Origin of the sequence: Pelodictyon phaeoclathratiforme BU-1 (assembly GCF_000020645.1) — a bacterium.
GTDB lineage: Bacteria > Bacteroidota > Chlorobiia > Chlorobiales > Chlorobiaceae > Chlorobium > Chlorobium phaeoclathratiforme.
Map to the genome: position 1 here is coordinate 1,536,836 of NC_011060.1, position 18,749 is coordinate 1,555,584.

The window sequence follows — 18,749 nt, forward strand, 5'->3', positions numbered from 1 at the left end:
TCATTTTTCACCATCAACAAGAACCATTAACGGTTCATCAGCTTATGGATGTCAAGCAGATTGTTATCGATGCTGTGATTTAATTTGACCGCTTTATTGAAAGGGACATGAACAATTTTTTCATTGGTGATGCCTATCATCATGCTTTTCTGATCATCAAGCAGGGCTTCAATGGCGGCAACTCCCATTCTTGTAGCATTTACCCGGTCTTTAGCTGTTGGGCTGCCTCCTCGCTGAATATGACCAAGAATTGATACGCGCACATCCAGATCAGGGTGTTCGTTACGTACTTTTTCGGCGATTTTCATGGCGCCGCCAGCTTCATCACCTTCAGCAACCATGATAATCCCGCTGGTCTCCTTTTTCTTGTACCCTTTATGCAGAAATTTTTCAAGCTCAATATGCTGCTCATTTGATTCGGGAATCAAAATGACCTCTGCTCCACAGGCAATGCCGCTGGTCAAAGCGAGTAAACCTGCTTCGCGACCCATGACTTCAACAAAGAAAATTCGTCCGTGCGATCTGGCCGTATCCCTGATTTTATCAACAGCTTCAACAACCGAATTTAATGCGGTTTCATATCCGATGGTATAATCAGTCCCATACATGTCATTATCGATTGTGGCAGGAATTCCGATAAAAGGGATATTGTATTCCTGCGACATCACCAGCGCACCCGTAAAAGAGCCATCGCCACCAATAACAACAACAGCATCAATTTCGGCCTTTTTCAGTTGCTGATAAGCTTGTTCACGACCTGCCGCAGTTCTGAACTCGTCACTCCGTGCTGTCTGCAGCATGGTTCCTCCAAGCTGAAGAATTCCACTGACATCAGAAGATCTCAGTGCAACAAAATCGCCTTCAATCATCCCCTGGTAACCACGACGAATACCCGTGACTTTAAGCTTGTTGACGATTGCTGCACGGGTTACTGCCCGAATTGCAGCATTCATTCCCGGCGCATCACCACCGGAAGTAAAAACAGCGATTTTTCGTATCATATTTTTCTGAAAATTTTTTCTTTACTGTTCTCCTGAACGGTTATGAGTCATCCAAAGTAATAATCGCAAGCGGAAGATTACTTATCAGAGACTATTTTATCTATCAAACCCTCTTCCATTCCGGCACGCAGTGCTGTCGGAAAAATCTGTCTCTCTCTCGGAACAAAAGCAAATCTAACATCAGCAGACTTGAGGACGTTGCCAAGTGTATCAGAAGCTGATAAATGCTGGTTTAAAGCATAAACAACATGCAATTACAACAAAGCGACTGATATTTACAGGAAATTATAAGCATATGCCAATAATAAAGCTAATTGATTAGCTTTATTATATTTTTTCGCATCCGACGATCGGCAAGCCCGAACAGCAATCAACTTACTTTCGAGACTCAGCGGGCACATCATACAAACACATTACTGCCAAGTTAACACAATCTTTTTTTTGTATTATACGGTAAGGCGTCCTCTTCGTTGTTGAAAATCACAGAGTTGGTGGCAGGGGACACTCCCGGATATCTGTAGTTGCTTTTAACATCTAAATGCCGCTCTTCATGCAGCAAAACAAGAACGCATTATTGGTTATCGTTACTGGTGATGTTACAATGGACTGGAACATTGCACGCCACGCACATCCATCGCAGGAAGCAACCGAATGGACTGGTGAGGCGAGGAGCAACTTGAACTGGCAGTATGGCAGCGCTGCTCTGCTTGCTGAACTCATCACAACTATGACGAAACAATTGGAGAGTGATCTTCCGTATACTGTTAAGGTGATAAGCCCCGATACACCTGCGCAAGCCTCTTTTACCCTTTTCAACACTTGCTATGTCCATAGCTATGCAGTCTGGGCTCAATACCGCGATAAAGTGCCCGAGAAAACTGAACGGAGTGAACCTCACTGGCGGGTTGAGCGCTTTCTCGGTCTTGACCTGCCCTCCGAGGGAGTTGCAGAACATCGGGGCAATCCTGTACCGAAGCGATCTGCAAACGCTGATATTATTGTCATCGACGACAGCAACCTTGGCTTCAGGAATAACAAGGCGAATTGGCCTGAAGCAATCAGTGAGCCTGCTCATAATGTAAATGCTCCATGGATTATTGTAAAGATGTCCTCGCCTGTAGCAAAAGGAGATTTATGGAGCCATCTTGTTGCCAAAGTGTCTGATCGCCTTGTCGCTGTCTTGACTATTGATGATTTACGGCAATCCAAAATTCAGGTAAGTGCCCGGATTTCATGGGAAAAAACTGCACAGGAACTCAACTGGGAGCTGACCCATAACCCGGAGGTGAACGGCCTGACCAATGCAGCGTACTGTATCGTCTCATTTGGCACAACCGGGGCGTTACTCATACCGGGGCGCCACAACTCCGGGAAGAAACCAACACTTCTCTTTGATCCGCTTTTCATGGAGGGTGAATGGGCGCCCGGAAAAGGGATGATGATCGGCAAAACATCGACTCTGGTAGCAAGCATCGTTTTCCAGATCCTGCTCAATCGTGATGCTCCTGACTTTAAACAAGGAGTCCAGTGCGGCGTAACCGCGATGCGACACTTGCAAACGGTCGGATATGATGGTGGAACAGAACCGGTAACCCGCCTGCAATTCCCTACTGAAGGTGTCATTTCAACTCTAAAAAACGCTGAAATACCACTGGCTGAGGCTGAACTGCAAGCAAGCACGGTGAAGAATTCATCTCAACGACTACACTGGACCATCCTTGCCGCAAGCTCTCACGACAGCCTTGAGTCGTTAAGTGAAACGATTGTTCTTCAAGGAACAAAAAATACCTTAAAAAATGTGCCGATTGGAAAATTCGGAAAACTTGTAACGGTAGATCGTCAGGAGATAGAGTCACTGAGAAGCATTCAGAGTCTGATCGGTGAATATTGCACACAGAAAAAAGAACGACCTCTTTCAATTGCCGTTTTTGGCCCTCCCGGTTCTGGCAAATCATTTGCCGTTGAGCAAATCGCCTTAGTTGCGAATCCGGAAAAAATCGCAGAAAAAACCCTGACCTTTAATCTCTCCCAATTCAATGACCCGGACGAGCTGATCAACGCTTTTCACCAGATTCGTGATATCGGATTATCCGGAAAAATACCGCTGGTATTCTGGGATGAGTTCGATTCGACGCTTGAAAATAAAAAACTCGGCTGGCTACGCTTCTTTTTAGCACCGATGCAGGATGGAAAATTTCAGGAAGGCCAAATCACCCACCCTATTGGCAAAGCTATTTTTGTTTTTGCAGGCGGTACTTTTCCCAACGTTGATTCCTTTATGAACCTGCTATCTGAAGAAGATCTTACACAAGATCTTGCAAATAAGTTGGCAAATAAAAAAGCTTCTCCATTAGATAAAAAAACTATTGAAGAAGCAAAAAAAATAGCAAAAAAGCTTATAAAAAAGATTTCAGATGCAAAAGTCCCGGACTTTATCAGCCGACTGAAAGGGTTCCTCAATGTGCTCGGTCCGAACCCGCAAGAAGATAATAAACAAAACGACCCATTTTATATTGTTCGCCGTGCTCTTTTGCTACGCTCAATATTCGAGAGGGAAACACCACAATTACTTGATAAAGACCATCAACTGCGAATTGATACCGGAATCCTCCGTGGTTTTCTCCAGATAAACAAATACCTCCATGGAGCCCGATCCATGGAATCGATTGTTGCAATGAGCCGTCTGGGGAATAGATCCCATTTCAGCCGGTCAAACCTTCCTCCTGAAAAACAGCTCAGATTACATGTCGATCCGGTAAAATTTATTGAACTGTTACACAAACTGAAACTCGAAGGTGATCTTCTTGAAACATTGGCCAAACTGAATCACCTGTTATTTTGCAAAAATCTGAGAAAGGAAAAATATGTTTTAGGTAAAATTACCGACGAGAAAACAGAACCAAAGACCCACAGCTCACTGAAGCCTTATGCTTGCCTGCCAGCACACGAAAAAGAACAGAATCGCAGAGCTGTGCGCGACATTCCAAACAAACTTGAACGTTTTGGTTATGCCATGGCTCCTGGACGCAACAACGAAGCTGATATTGTGTTTCCAACTGATATTCTGGAAAAGATGGCCGAGCTGGAACATGAACGGTGGGTTAAAGCAAATATGGATGAAAATTGGGAACATGCCTTCATAACCGACAAGGATAACAAGCTCCATACATTGCTTGTTAAATGGGATGAATTAAGTAAGGACGAAAAAGACAAAGACAGACGGCTCATTTCAGAAAGCATTCCCTACATGCTGAGAAAAGCTGGGTATACTATTGTAAAACTTTCAGTGTAAATAATAAGCGATCAACAAAAAGTCATTCTATAATTTGAAATTATTGTTACATAACTTATTCGTGTCTGACCTTGTTTTATTAAAGAATCAATTATTGTGGTGTGCTTATAAAGCTTTTCAATATTTTAAGTATCACTGTTTTTATGCAAATATAATTATGATCTCAGCATTCACAATTTAATAAATTGTCTATATAAAAAAGGGATGAGAATAGTCCATATTTAGTAAATCAAAACCGAAAACAAAAGATGAAATGTTTTATTACAAACCGTGAGTGCAGATATGATGGGCCAAATTATGAAACGAATGAAATCTTTATGATATCCCCATTTGGTTTTCCATATGATGATTTGTACTCATATGCGATTGCACCAAATGTTAAAAATAAAATGAAAGGGTATAAGATTTCACGAGCAGATCAATCTTTGCAACTTGGATATGTAATGTGCGAAAGAATTTGCAGAAGAATTCTTCGTTCATCATTTATTTTGGTGGATTTAACTTTGCCAAATGGTAATGTTTATTATGAATTAGGGCTATCTTATGGCCTTTGCAAGTCAATAGGAATTCTTCAAAAAAAATCAGCTGACAATCCTTATATTAAGGCGTTTTTATCTTCGCCTGGTAGCGCAATAATCCATGAATACAATAAGCTTGAGAACCTTCTTAACTCTGATATTTTATTAGAAAGCAAGAAGGAGCCCTATATTCTATCATCTGAAACACGTAATTCTTTGCAGATAGAGCTACAAAAATTAATTAATGATGATCCACCTGTTATCCTCAATATTGTAAATAATGACGGCCCGGTTTTAGATTTGCATGAGATCGCAATTAAAAACGCTCTTAATGTGAAAAAAAATAAAAATAATGAGGTTGAAGGGGTAGTCGATGTCCTTGAAACACTTGAGAGATGGACTGTTGATACTATCATAGTTGATCAGGATTTGGATATTCAAAATGCTTTCAAAAAAATTATTGCCGCCAAAATATGTGTATTTGATATGACTCACTATCGTGACCCTGTAAATGCTTACATGTTTTTCCTACTTGGTCTTGCTCACGCACTTGAGAGAGAGGCTATTCCTGTCATCAATCGGCCTATGAATTTGAGTGTTCCTTTTGACATCAGGGGCCTATGGCAGGTGAATTTTGACAAGATTGAGGATCTCACAAAAGAACTGAGTCAAATAGTTGCCATTATTGACGCTGACGTCAAAAAAGAACAGAAAAATCGTCTTTACAAAGACATATGGGATCCATTTTTGAAAGAGAAAAAATTGAGCGTTTACACTTGTGCACGGGAAGTTTCCCATGATGAAAATCGCGGAAAGCGAACTAACATCGACAAATGGGACTTTATCACCGTGTCAGATCTATCTTTTTTTATCGCGCAAATGTATGAGACTGCGGAGGTTAATGTAGAAAAACCGAAAAACAAAAAAAAGGCTTCCGAACTCACTGATCAGAATGAATTAACTGATTTTCACAAACAGATCCGCGAAGAAATCCATGACAGAAACTGTGTTATCGTTGGTTCCCCGGATGTGAGTGATTATGCAGAAGTTATTCTATCTGATCTTCATGGTATCATGCCTCACTCCCAAGGCCAAAAAAGAGATAATTTACCTTTTATATTTTATAAAAGAACACAAGGAACTGATCACCCAAGGAAAAATAGTTCTTTCTATTTAGAACCTGAAAGTACTCAGAAAGATAGGGTCGAATTTGGCCCAAACGGACGGACAAGAGTGGAATGCGATGAATATGCAAATGATCAAGATGGAGTAAAATGCAATCATGGACAAACTTGTATCGTCATAACCATTGCAAAGAACCCTCATCAATCAGCAAATGGCGAACAAAGACAAGTTATGATACTCTCAGGATTTACAGGTGTTGGAACCTATGGGGCAATTAAGTTTCTCACCGATCCGACTAACCAGTATAATAGAGAACTAATAAAGTTCTTCAAACACGAAAACAAAAATAAATTACCTTTTCCAAATAATAATATCCTTGGCGTACATTTACTTCTTGCTGTTGAATACGATTGCCTTGATGATGGGTCAAGTGGTGATACTCGAGAACCAACATCTATTACATTGAAAGGGGTTGAAAAGATTTTTCAAAAATGCGACCAATCTTGTGGATAAACCTTCCTGCCACAAGCTTCTGAAAATCTAACCTTTAAAGATTAAATGAGATAAGGCTTTTCAATAATCCTCTTAGAAACAATCGTTATGCCTAACAAGCCAGAACAAGTCTTCTATGATCTTCGTATCGGTGTTACCGGCCACAGAAATCTGTCACAGAAAAAAGCGGTTACCGAAGCAGTCAAGAGGATTGTTACCTATCTTGACCAGTTAATTTGTGATCATGACAATATCTTTACTGAATGGAGCGTCATTTCACCTTTAGCAAAGGGTGCTGACACTATTGTAGCACGTTCTTTTCTTGAAAAACCAGATACGAGGCTTGAGGTGTTTTTGCCATTTCCTCTTGAAATACATCGAAAAAAGTTAACCGATCCCACAGAACTGGCTGAATTCAATCAACTATTCGAGAGAGCCTCAGTTTATTATGAGCCCCCGCAAGATTCCAAAGGTTATTTGACGGTAGGCAAAGAGATTGTCAACACCTGTGAAATCCTGATTGTAATATGGGACGGCAAGGAAACAAAGGGTAAAGGCGGAACGGCTGATATCGTCAAGTATGCCCTTGAAAGCGGGCGTACCATTATCCGAATTGATGCAGAAAATCCTAATAATCCGCCAAAGCTACTGTTGACAAGGAAAAACAAAGAGGAGGAAAATTGCATACCGGAATATTATGAATTCCCTTTACCTAAAACGGCAGCCAAGCTACTTGTAAATTACTATCAGTTTGTAGAGTTTTGCAGAGACAAATCTCTTACGACAACAGAGCATGCTCTCCTGACAGCACAATGTCGTCATGAAGTCAAGACTCTGGCAAAAGCAGTCGATTTGCCAGAGAAGCAAATAGAGCCGGTTCTTGAATACCTTATCCCAACTTATGTCCGTGCAGACGAACTCGCAAAGCGCTATCAAAAACTTTTTGTTCTAGCAAGTAAAGCTATTCCAATTTATTCCGCAATAGCAGTTTCAGTTCTTGTGTTTCAGGTAATCTTCTTTCCTGATGAATTTTGGATAATCTGGCTGGAAATCTGCTCAATGCTTGGCGCGAAAGCTATGCCCAATATCAGCAAAAAACTTCGTTGGTATGAAAAATGGATCGATTACCGTATTCTTGCTGAACAGTTGCGCACTACCATATATACCTCCATTGTATTAAATAAAAATTCTTTAACAGTATCGACGCCTGCGCCGAAAACATTCCCACGTTACAATACTCAACACAACTGGATTGATTTATTGATAGAGAATCAGTTAAAGATGACCATTAATCGTCTTGGCATACCTGAAAACTTCAGCGCAACCAAAAAGTTTGTAATCACAGGGTTGCTTGACGATCAAAAAAAATGGCACATAAAACACTCATTTCGAATGATAAATACCGAACATCTACTGCGGAACTATCTACGTATACTTTTCTTCATTACGCTAACTCTTGCTGTTTTACATCTGAGCAACATAGAGTTTCTGAAACATCTTTATTTTGAAAAATGGGGAATATTCTTGGCGATAACGTTACCCTTCTGGGAAACGGCAATACACTCCATTGGCAAACAACAGAAGTATGAGATCGTTGCAAAACGGTCAAATAAAATGGCCAATGAACTGAACCAAATAGTGGAATTAGCCGAAAAAAGCACAAGTATGGCGGAATTAAGAAAAATCATTACGCATGCTATGCAAGCAGTCAAACTTGAAACCTTTGAGTGGAGGGCATTCGTTAACTTCGACTCCTGTGAGTAGGGAGGGTAATACCTGTTAAGGAGAGATATATTCAAATGTTGTGTATTGCCAACGACGTAAAAATCTGAGCGGCAAGTGCTACCTTTCCTAACACAAAAGAAGCATGAACCTATGAGAACGCAGTACAAGGAAGAGCTTGGTGGTATCGGAACGTTACTGAACCTTCAAGACCTTATCAGGGTTGGAGCACGACAAATGTTAGCTGTGGCGTTTGAAGCGGAGATCGCCGCATATATGGAGCAGAATCAGCAAATCAAAACAGCAGATGGAAAGGCTGCTATGGTACGCAAAATGGCTACCATCAGGTGCGCATGATCACTACCAGTGCTGGCCCTATTGCTGTAAAGGTACCGAGGAGCCGATCATCACATGATTCACTCAAACCGTTTGTTAGCACTTTGATTCCGAAATACATGAGAAAATCCATTGCCATAGAAGAAGCTGTTCCACTGTTCTGCCTGGGCGGATTATCCAATAACAACTTTATTCCCTGCTTCGAGAAGTTGTTCGGAGAGCTTCCTGCCGGTTTTTCATCGGCATCTATCACTCGCATGAAACAGTGCTGGCAGGAAGAACACAAAGCATAGTGTCATGTCACTCTTCAATTGTCGGATAAAGGCGTAACAGCTTGATTCTCGCCTTTTCGTTTGTAAAACGCCAATTTATCTTGGAATTATTATTGTTGCGTTTCATCTCCCATGCGGCTACTTCCGACCTGACTTTTGTAATCGTATCAATGCGACGATCCAAACACTGAGTCGTCAAGACTCTCAATTCTATCTCTGCCATATTCAACCAACTTCCGTGTTTCGGGGTATACACAAATTCAAACCTGTCCAATAATGCCTTTGCTTTTTCCGGGTTAAATGCATGATAGAATGAACCGGGCTCATGTGTATTCAGATTGTCCATCACCAGCATGATCCGTTCTGCATTCTTGTACTGATTGGCTATTTCTTCAAGGAATCTTGCCCAGTCAACTCTTTTTCTGTTTGTCGTTATTCGAACCATCCGCTTGCCAACCAACGGTTCATTGGCCATGAAAATGATGCAAGTACCTTTCAGGCTGTATTCATAATCATATCTGGCCAACTGCCCAGGAGTTGCCGGTATCGGTATTCTTGTTTCAGCAATCAACTGTTTTGGTGATTCATCCATGCAGACAACCGGGTACAGTGGATCATAGGGTTGCTTATAAACGTCCAGTACCATCTCCATGTGTGCTACAAAATTCCCATCACCGAGTGGCGGAATTATCCACCCATCCTTCTTCCAGGGTTTAATGACGTTTTTTTTAAAACCCTTCGGACTGTCTCATATGAGATACTGTCCACATAGTCCAGCTCAACAGCTTTATCTGCCAATAATCTCAGAGTCCAGCGTTGATGTCCTTCAGGTGCGGCTGAGCAGCTCAGCGCCACTAAATGAGCTTCCAAATCACCATCCGCTTTCCGTCTGTACACTCTTGTTGAGGGTTTGCCGGTAAGTGCCATATCAAAACCCTCTTCTACAAATCGTTTTTTTACCCGGTCTATCGTTTTCATGCTGACATTCAGAACACGAGAAATGGTTTCATTGATTGATCGCTCAGTCTGGTATTCGCCCTCATCACATGCCATTAAAATCAAGGAATTCAGCATGGTATGAGCTGCGTGCTTTCCTTTGCTGCTGAGTGCATCCAGTTCCTTTCGTTCCTCTTGTGTCAGGGTCACTTTGTACTTCTTCATAGTCAAATTTTGGTTGGATGATTATGAAGAACAAGTTAACGCTTTATCTACGACTTTCTATGCGTGACATGACACTACAGGGGCACCAGCTTATTACAAAGGTTTTTGATGGCTTAATATTTACCAACGGTATTGAGGAAACAGTTGCTGCTTAGAGGGTCAATACACAACATTTTGAAATTGCTCGCAGTCGTAACACCAGGAAAAAAGCATAAATGTCAGCCTAAATCCTGAACTTTTCGCTACGAAATAAACTCCCAGTATTGTTTCCCATATCTCTTCTTTGCGACAAGTCCAGCTCTGTCTTGAGGATGAGAGCCGTGCTTAATGAGTTCAAAAATATCAGTCAAAACCGACCGATTGTCTCCGAAATAAGAATGTCCATCCATACTCGTATTTATAGCAGTGACATCGACGGTGTCAACTGAAGGAACTATCACTAAACCCAAGCCAGAATCGCCCGCTCGAGGGTACTTATGAAACATTTTTGAAGCCATGATAGCTTTGTCATTCGATGAAGCATACAAAGTAAACTGGTCAGCTTTCTTGCTAAAGTGACCAGCAAGGTTTTTAAATATTGAGGCATCAATATCGGGAGCAGCAAAAACGACTTGACCGATACTTGCTTGCTGTGTATCCAAGGAAGAGGTCATAAAAGCAAGAGTGTCGACAATCAACTGGGCTCCCATACTATGAGCAATAATATGAATCTTCTCTGCGCCCAAGTTCTCTCTAACGACGCGCAAGAAATCTACAAACTGAGGGCATGACCATTTAACATTGGTTTCATCTACCACATATTTGGTACGAGCTCCCTCAGAAGGCCAACTATACAATCCTATAAAACCTTCAAATTTAAGATCATAAGCGATTTGTGCTGCACGAGTGAGCGCATCAACAAATCCTGTATAGTAACCATGCACGAAAATCATAACCTCTTTCTTTGAACTCTGCTTCAGCGCATTTTGTACATTTATCTCAAACGTCTCTATCGGTAATGTTTCAACTCCCAACAATACGATATGCTTCTCAGGATCTTCGCGAAATTGCAGTCTCCACAAGTTCATTTTTTCTATCTTCCCCATCCTATGATCATCAGGAATGCTTACTTTGGCAATGCCAAAAGAAAGATCGTCACGTTCAGAACCATAAATAACGGCTCCGTCAACCTTGTCAACAAAGGCTCGATCCGTGCCATAAAAAACGGGTACAGAAACATAGCGGTGCTTTTTAACACCATCACAAAACTGAGCTGGGCCTTTCGCTTGATATGGTGCAATTGCCTGATTGAGCAGGGTATAAGCTGCATCGAATCGTTTAAACAAAGCAAAAATTAAACCCTGCACTAACTCCTCTTCTCTACCTTTAGAGCCCTCAAGAAGGCGCAACAGTGTCAAAAGTTCAGACTCGAAAAGCTCATAATCACTACCAGAATTAATTACTATCTTATCCCAAATATCAGCAATTGCTTGTGTCAGAACGTCTGATTTGATCATAAATGACCGCTAAAATAAAATTATGAAAAAGTAAGTCCTTTCTGGAGAATATCAATCGCAGACAGCAAACGTTGCACATCTGGATCCTTCAGTCTTTCAAGATCCGATGCCATACCCTTTAGAACATCAAGAGTTCTTTCCGGTGACTTGATTTCTGCTTTTGCAATAAAAGTTTTATACGCTAATTCAGCCTTTTCTGTATTTCCAAGCAAAGCCATACAGTCACCGAAATCAGCCCAAGCCCAACCGCTATCACTCAAACTTTTATCCCTACGCAGACGTGTCTCTATATATTTAGCAAGTTTCTCGATTTTGGGTTTAAGCTTCCCAAGACGTTGGTTTCCCAGAATCAAATCGGATTTTATTGCATTCAGCCGATTATAGGTACTCGATAGCTCGAAGTCCTGCTCCAGTTCCGCACCTTCCGAATAAATAGCTAATGCCTCATTTTGTAATCCAAGCCGTTGAAATAGACCTCCCTGAGCACCTAAAGTTTCAACAAGCTCTCGTAACAGTAAGTCTTGATCATTGGACAAAGAATTACTCATCGAATATAGTTCCCCCGTGTATGGTCGAAGCAGCTCCAAGGCTTTATTCAACACAGCCAGACCGGAACGAAATGAATCAAGCGCAACATCTTCCTTACCGACTTTACGCATCGCATCGCCTTTCTTCCGATACGACTTCGCTTCATCCTGTTTATCTCTAACTATCTTCAAAAAATCGGGCATAACATTCATTCCAGTTTATTGAGTTGGTCTTCAATATATAAGGCAAGTTGAACTGAATTATTATCACCAAGATCATAAAGAGCATCTTTCACCGAACGACCCAAGTCATGATAGATATCTACATCATTCTGAGTCGTTTGTGCTTTTACTCGATATTCCAAATAGAGCCATGCTGCTATGCGAAGTTCCAGAGCAGCCCGTTCACTATCCGTTTTGTTAACACGACTACCCGAAAACAATATCTGGGGTGTCGCAACTTTCCCCTGCTGCGTGTTATGGAGAGCATCTGCCCTCCTCTTGAGATCTTCAGCAAGCGGCAGACTTGCTTCCTTTACTTTGCCTATAACGTCAAGTAGCACACGGTGAATACGATTGTAGCCAACATCACCGTCAAGATGGGGATCGCGCTCTACCAGTGCTTCTACTACCTCTTCAAAGGGGGCTGAGGAGTTGTCATGACATTCATAAGTAATAGGATTGAATAGTCGATGAATATCATCAGTTTGAACGAGTTTATGTTCAGGTGTTTTCTCCCCTCCTGTGAGACATTGACGATCAATGATGTGTACTGCACCCCATTCACTGACAGCAAGCCTTACTCCAAGTTCCAGAAACACTGATGCATTGTATTCAGACCAGTCTACTACACATCCTGTAGTCCGACGAATTTGTTCAAAAAGACTTTGCCAGATAAGCTGGGAGGTGCCATAGTCAATAATTCTCTCAATTTCAGGTTTATATCTCTTTTTATTCCAAAGGACGGTTTTAACTTTTCTTTTAACATATTGCCAATTACTGCAGTGATTAAAAGAGTATGAACAAAGAACAAGAATACGCTTTTTTACATCAATAATTGAGCTTGCGTCATAGTCCGAACCCAGATCTCTCAATGCATCAAATGCAGGAAGATCAAGATAGCGAGGATGTCGCGACAATTGATGGAATCCGGTCTCAACTCGACGGACAAATCGTGCTACGACAGAATTCTCATCTACCAATGTTTCTTCAGGAGCATGTGAATTAATGTTGAGTTCCTGTAGGTTGAAAGGAATTTCAAGCGGTTGTCCCTCATGCCACCCCCCGCCATAGCTGCAAATACTGAGTGACCTGCGACAAGCGGATCGAATTCCGATGAGCAGCATAACTCCTGGTTCGAAACCGGTTACATCGAAAATCACGAGATCAGCTTCAACTACAGCACGTATTGCCTGATCTAACCGTTCATGATTTGTGTAAGCATTGGTCACAGAAAAAACACCAAAAGAAACTACAGATGACTCAAATGTATTCGGTAATATACGTTCTTGACCAGAAACAAGCTTTTGATGATTGAAAGCAAGAATGAAGGCGTCCCAGATTCTTTCGCCTGTAGATCCCACAAGTGCTTCATCAACAAGTTCTTTCAAGCCCCAGTCAGGTGAAAATTGAGGGTCTGTCTCGGAAATCACAACGAGACAATGTAGCTTATTGGGATCAAACAACGGCCATACCGAAAAACACCTTACATTACCATCTGTCCCGAATATGGGTCTTTTTAGTACATCTTGTTTTTCTGCCGAAAGTTCACCATAACTTAATCGCGGTTTTTGATTTTGAAGATAGGAGTGTTCACTAAGGACTTTTAAGCAAAACTTCTCAACACAATACATGAACTGAATCAATGAGAAGCAATTACCATTATCGAGACAATCCACAAGTACTTTCGTAAACAGACTGGAAGCCTGCTCTTCTGAAATGGTCAAAAGTACTTGGCATATCTCATTGGAGGCACAACCAAAATAACGAATAAAACGAGCCTCTTCAGGCCTCATTAACCGCGATTGATCCCCCCATTCTGCACCGCCCTTTGTAACCGGAATATCTGCTTTGTCACGACATGCATCAATTATAAAAAGAACAAGTCCAATACTTGAGTCTGCAACCGTTTGACTTAGATCGGTAGAAACTCGTTGATTACGACTGGTTAAAGCATCTTTCCGTGATGTCCCAGCAGGGATAATACAGTCTACGTTATCCAATAACAACCCATGGCCTGTAAAGTAAAGAATACGAATATCTTCAGATCCACCGTCTGAACAGAAAGAGCGAATTACGCTGTCAAGCACGCTGGCATTAGTCAAAACTTCTGGAGGGCAAATCTCCACCTCATATCCGCATGCCTCCAACGAAGAACTCATAAGCTGGATATCCTGGCGCACAGCAGGCAAAGAAACAAATCCCTCACCATACTCTTCTGCTCCAATGAGAAATGCTTTGCGACTGCTCACGTTGTGATCCTTGGCTTAATTTTTCTAAAATGTTAAACTGTATATCTTTATTCAGGATCTTTTTAATAATTCGCCCATAATGTAAGTATCTCTCCGCACTGTAAAAATTGGCTCTTCGCGGAATTTAATGGAAATAGAGTAATAAAGATTTGGCTTGACGTAATCTCAACTCATAGAATGAGTCAGAACATAAACCTATGATAAAGGTGATGACCATGCCGATAACCCATAGAGACAACATCTTCAACTATGCAAGCACCAAACAGCCAAGACAGTAGGAATAAGCCTATACGGCTAAATCTACCTTCGAAATGTCTCGGCGATCTGCTAAGAAAGCTTCGAAAACGACCAAACCAAAATATTCTTTTACCTAAGAAAACGGAACCATCTTATCGTCTGATGACGTATTAATGCTTCACTTCAACCCATTAAATTCCACGAATACCCTAAAAATTCATTATCATTCCGTTATTATCCTTGAGATGCCACTGGCTCTACAGAACACCATTCAGAAAAACGATCAAGACCTTTCAGTTTCTTTTTATCACAAAGTGCATCTGAAAGAGCATTTAGAAAAACAAAAGCACTCTCCGACAATCGTTTTTCGAGATGATTAAGCACCGGCTTGAGTTTCCATTCATGAAATTCACGTTCTGTTTTTAGAACAGATTTCAAAATACCCATGTGCTCTTCAAGTATATTTCCATCAAGAAAATCAAACAGGATTTGTAAAAAGAGAATTCTTGGAATAACATAAGGCTCTGCCTTTTCTTTGTTTTCCAAAGCCTTCGACAACATTTTGCGCGCATTATCATCTCTGTCTGTCACGATAAAAAGACGTACCAACTGGCAACATATACCTGGTATTTGAAAGTTTTGATCCAGAACAATTAACAACAGTTCCTCAGCACGTTTATATTCGCCTTTAAGGTAAAACTGCAAAGCAAGCTCCCTAAGTGAGACAAGGCTTGCGGTATCACTTTTTCGCACCTTTACCTCAATGTATCGATCCCTGATTTTTAAAGATTCTTCGATTTTATTCGACTTTTCCAGTAACTCCGCCAGCTTTAAAAGACTGGCCAGCGTGTTCGGGTGTTCTTTCCCCAACTCACATTCATTAATTTCGATGACTTTGTCAAATAAAGCCTCGGCATGCTCATATTCACCTTTTTTTGCAAGCAGATCCGCAAGATTGCTCATCAGGATGAGTGTGTCGGGGTGTTTTGGCCCCTGAATTCTTTGCTTGCCTTCCAATGCAAGGTTAAAATACTGTTCAGCCATTTCATAGTTTTCGATACGAGTGAAAAATATCGCTAACTGGTTCATGCTGTTATAGGTCATAAGATGCTCCTTACCATAGAGGCGCACATTTGTTTCAACTATGCTTTTGAATAATTTTTCGGCCTCCTCATAATCGCCTTTTTCACGCAAAAGCTCTGCATAGTTACCAAGAACAACCAGCGTATCCCGATGATCCGTACCTCGTTTTTTTGTAAGTCCATCCAAAGCATCCCTGTACATTTTTTCAGCGCTTGCTTCATCACCTGTTTCATCATAAAATATTGCCAATCGATTTATACTGTTAAGAGTCATTTGATGCTCATCTCCTCGAACACGCTTGTTTGTCTCCATGACTTCCCTGTAAATCTTCTCGGCCTGCATACGCTCTCCTGAGTGCTGAAGTAAATTTGCAAGATCGGACATAATTTGCAATGTTTCAGGACGGTCGGATCCCCGGTCAAGACGCATGCCATCAATGGCCTTCCAATACAAAGGTTTAGCAACAGCTGCATTACCAAGGAATGCATAAAAATTTGCCAGCATATAAATCGAGCGAAGAGTACGATAATGCTGTGACCCTTGATTATTTTCGTTCAAATCCAAAGCTTGCTTTAACAATTTCTCCGCTTGAGCACAGTTATCAATCCGGCAATAAAATGATGCCAGATCATTCATTGTATCAATCGTAGAAGGCTCACCAGAGCCAAGCACCCTTTTTCTGGTTTCAAATACCTGCAGCAGCAGTTTTTCGGCTTCATCGAAATCAGCACGTCTTACCAGCACCCACGCAAGCGATTCCATGTTTTTTAAGGTATCAGGGTGTTCTTCACCCAAATGCTTTTTTTTGTTTACAAGTGAAGAACAAATCAAATCCTCGGCTTTGGCCACTTCTCCCTTATCCAAAAAGATATCCGCAAGACTCGTCTCTGCCATCAGTGTCCGCCAATGGAATGGACCGTTGACTTTCGCATGGGTACTCAATGCCCGAAGCATCAACGGTTCAGCTTCAGCCAGGCGACCATAACTGCTCAAAAAACAACCATAGTTATGACGTGTCTCACCCGCCGCCTCACTTTCTTCACCAAGCACCAGACAGCGTCCATCCAATGCCTCTTTGTAAAGAGTTTCTTTTTCTTCTTCAGCAGAAAAATCAAGCATCAGCGCAAGATCATTCATGGCGAGGAAGATCTCCGGATCATCAGGGTCGAGATATTTCTGTACCCATCTTAAAACTTTGCGCTGGATTGGAACTCCATCCTTATTTCGTTCTTGCCCCATATAGTACAGTGCAAGCATTTTCATCAGCTCAATATTCCAATACTCCTCTTCTAATTTGCTCAAGATGCTATAAATTGCTTCAGCATGAGAAATAAGCAACCGCCATTTCATCCAATTCTCCGGCCTGTATGATTCTTTCGGAGCAAATAGTTCAAGCATTTTAGCCGCAGCTACTACTGATGGAGCTTTTACTTCCAAAGGCATTTGATCCCGGGTAATTTGCAGTACTACCCGATGCAAACCAACGCAAGGGGTTCCCTGTTCATCGACTTTTTTGGTCATTGAATAGGCAATCAACTCACCAAGAGCAAGTTCCGGATCAATATCACTTTTTTCCAGTCCGGACTTTTCAACAGCAGCACTGATGATCTCAATGACATTGCGATCCGAGACCATTCTGCGAGGAATTGGATCAGGTGCAAACCATGACAGAATACGAAACAGAGTCAATGCTGCCGGGCTTAATGCTCGTGCTGTCGTTTCCCACGTGATTGATACACTTCGATCGTAAAGCTTCACATTCCTGTTACACCATGTGCAGGTATTTCCTCCTTCTCTCCATCGGGCTAGATAATCTGCAAGTGAAAGCCCTCCATCCCGATTTTGAATGTATGCCCCAGCTTGTTCAAGTACCAGAGCCAGACCACCAAGTTCCCTGGCCAATTCTTCAGCAACAGCTTCATCATGAGGCGTTTTGAGTCTTAAGTCGTTTGTCCTCTCGAGCAGAAACTTTTTTGATTCCTCTATAGACAGAACATCGATCTCTTGCTGTGTTGCAGAGTACCTCCAGTCATGATTTCGTGATGTGATGATCACATGCCCTTGACGAAGTGCTGGCAATAACTTTTTCACACTCTTCACACTGGATTGCTTATCGGCATTGTCGATGATCAAAAGCCATCCCGGATGCTCAGAAAGCCAACTGATCACAGCAACCATCCGGATATCATCCAGATTGCATTCCCACTCCTGAAGGTTAAGAATGCCCGGCGCAGCCAGATCAGCAACACTGCGGCGCAATTGAGCCGGGGTAGCTGCCACAACAAACAGTTCAGCGTTATAACGTTCTTGATATTTCCATGCATATTCAATTGCCAATCGGGTCTTTCCAATACCCCCAAGTCCGGAAATGACCTGACGACAAGAAACATTATTGTTCATGTCCTGATTATCTTCAAATCTATTTCGAAGCTTTAGAACCTCATCTGTTCGACCTTTGAAAATTGTGCTGATTGAGTCCGGTATGTTACATGGTTTGTGTTTTTGAACTGTCGATGAGCCTCCACTAGGTATTTGCTTATTGGAATTCGTGAAAACCAGACCGGTTCTATTCACAATCGCCATAAAAAGTCGTTCCAGATCCCTCGTGAGATCAAATTCCATACTGTGTGTATGAGTCAACCCTTTTAGTCTGTCGGGAAATGCTTTCTCCAACAATGGTTTAAGGTCATGTAGATAGAGAGGAATGATTTTGATACCTTTCGCAAGTGCAAAAGCGAGTTCATATGCAAGTACATCGTCATCACGATCAATACGCCGCACAAAGTTCTCATCATGAGCCGATAGCCATTCTGGACCAATCAAAGCTAAAACAACCAACGTCTTTGAGAGGGCGGTTTCAATTTTTTCTCGCCAATGATCTCCGGGTTCGATCGTATTTCGGTCAAGAAAAACATGATCTTCCCCGAAACATTCAGTTAATTTTCCTGCAAGCGATAATGCTAGGTCTTCGGAATCTGCTTTACGATAACTGATGAATATCATATGCTTATACTCA

11 protein-coding genes are annotated in these 18,749 nt (G+C 41.7%); 5 read left to right on the forward strand and 6 right to left on the reverse strand.

The window, feature by feature from the left end; all coding sequences use genetic code 11:
* Positions 1-26 precede the first annotated feature (26 nt).
* Positions 27-1,001, reverse strand: a complete 975-nt coding sequence (gene pfkA, locus PPHA_RS07235) for a 6-phosphofructokinase (RefSeq protein ID WP_012508202.1) — start codon at positions 999-1,001, stop codon at positions 27-29.
* Positions 1,002-1,551: 550 nt separating this feature from the next.
* On the opposite strand from pfkA, the gene PPHA_RS07240 reads away from it, so the two are divergent.
* From PPHA_RS07240 to PPHA_RS07260, 5 genes are all read left to right on the forward strand, one after another.
* Positions 1,552-4,293 carry a RyR domain-containing protein gene (locus PPHA_RS07240; RefSeq protein WP_150085625.1) on the forward strand — a complete coding sequence of 914 codons (2,742 nt, stop codon included), beginning with the start codon at positions 1,552-1,554 and terminating at the stop codon, positions 4,291-4,293.
* 248 nt (positions 4,294-4,541) lie between these two features.
* Positions 4,542-6,449 (forward strand): hypothetical protein, encoded by a 1,908-nt coding sequence (locus tag PPHA_RS07245; RefSeq protein WP_012508204.1) that lies wholly within the window; start codon positions 4,542-4,544, stop codon positions 6,447-6,449.
* Positions 6,450-6,536: 87 nt separating this feature from the next.
* Complete coding sequence (locus PPHA_RS14610; RefSeq protein WP_012508205.1) at positions 6,537-8,192, forward strand: hypothetical protein; 1,656 nt, start codon at positions 6,537-6,539, stop codon at positions 8,190-8,192.
* 111 nt (positions 8,193-8,303) lie between these two features.
* Complete coding sequence (locus tag PPHA_RS07255) at positions 8,304-8,507, forward strand: hypothetical protein (RefSeq protein WP_150085627.1); 204 nt, start codon at positions 8,304-8,306, stop codon at positions 8,505-8,507.
* Positions 8,504-8,779: a transposase gene (locus PPHA_RS07260; protein ID WP_041526473.1), complete on the forward strand. Its 276-nt coding sequence runs from the start codon at positions 8,504-8,506 to the stop codon at positions 8,777-8,779. The genes PPHA_RS07255 and PPHA_RS07260 overlap by 4 nt, the downstream gene beginning before the upstream one ends.
* 7 nt (positions 8,780-8,786) lie before the next feature.
* Here PPHA_RS07260 and PPHA_RS15080 read toward each other — a convergent pair.
* From PPHA_RS15080 to fxsT, 5 genes are all read right to left on the reverse strand, one after another.
* Positions 8,787-9,919 (reverse strand): IS630 family transposase gene (locus PPHA_RS15080; RefSeq protein WP_190273979.1). Its coding sequence is split into 2 segments (ribosomal slippage): positions 8,787-9,493 and positions 9,493-9,919, totalling 1,134 coding nucleotides; the frame shifts between segments, so codons are not numbered across the junction.
* A 242-nt stretch (positions 9,920-10,161) separates the two neighbouring features.
* Positions 10,162-11,415 carry an alpha/beta hydrolase gene (locus tag PPHA_RS07275; protein WP_012508208.1) on the reverse strand — a complete coding sequence of 418 codons (1,254 nt, stop codon included), beginning with the start codon at positions 11,413-11,415 and terminating at the stop codon, positions 10,162-10,164.
* Positions 11,416-11,435: 20 nt separating this feature from the next.
* Complete coding sequence (locus PPHA_RS07280) at positions 11,436-12,155, reverse strand: hypothetical protein (RefSeq protein WP_041526474.1); 720 nt, start codon at positions 12,153-12,155, stop codon at positions 11,436-11,438.
* Entirely contained in the window at positions 12,152-14,413 is a 2,262-nt protein-coding gene (locus PPHA_RS07285; protein ID WP_012508210.1) for a caspase family protein, read from the reverse strand. Before PPHA_RS07285 ends, PPHA_RS07280 begins: the two co-directional genes overlap by 4 nt.
* A gap of 471 nt (positions 14,414-14,884) precedes the next feature.
* Positions 14,885-18,736, reverse strand: coding sequence for an FxSxx-COOH system tetratricopeptide repeat protein (gene fxsT / locus PPHA_RS07290; protein WP_012508211.1), 3,852 nt, complete (start codon positions 18,734-18,736; stop codon positions 14,885-14,887).
* Positions 18,737-18,749 lie beyond the last annotated feature (13 nt).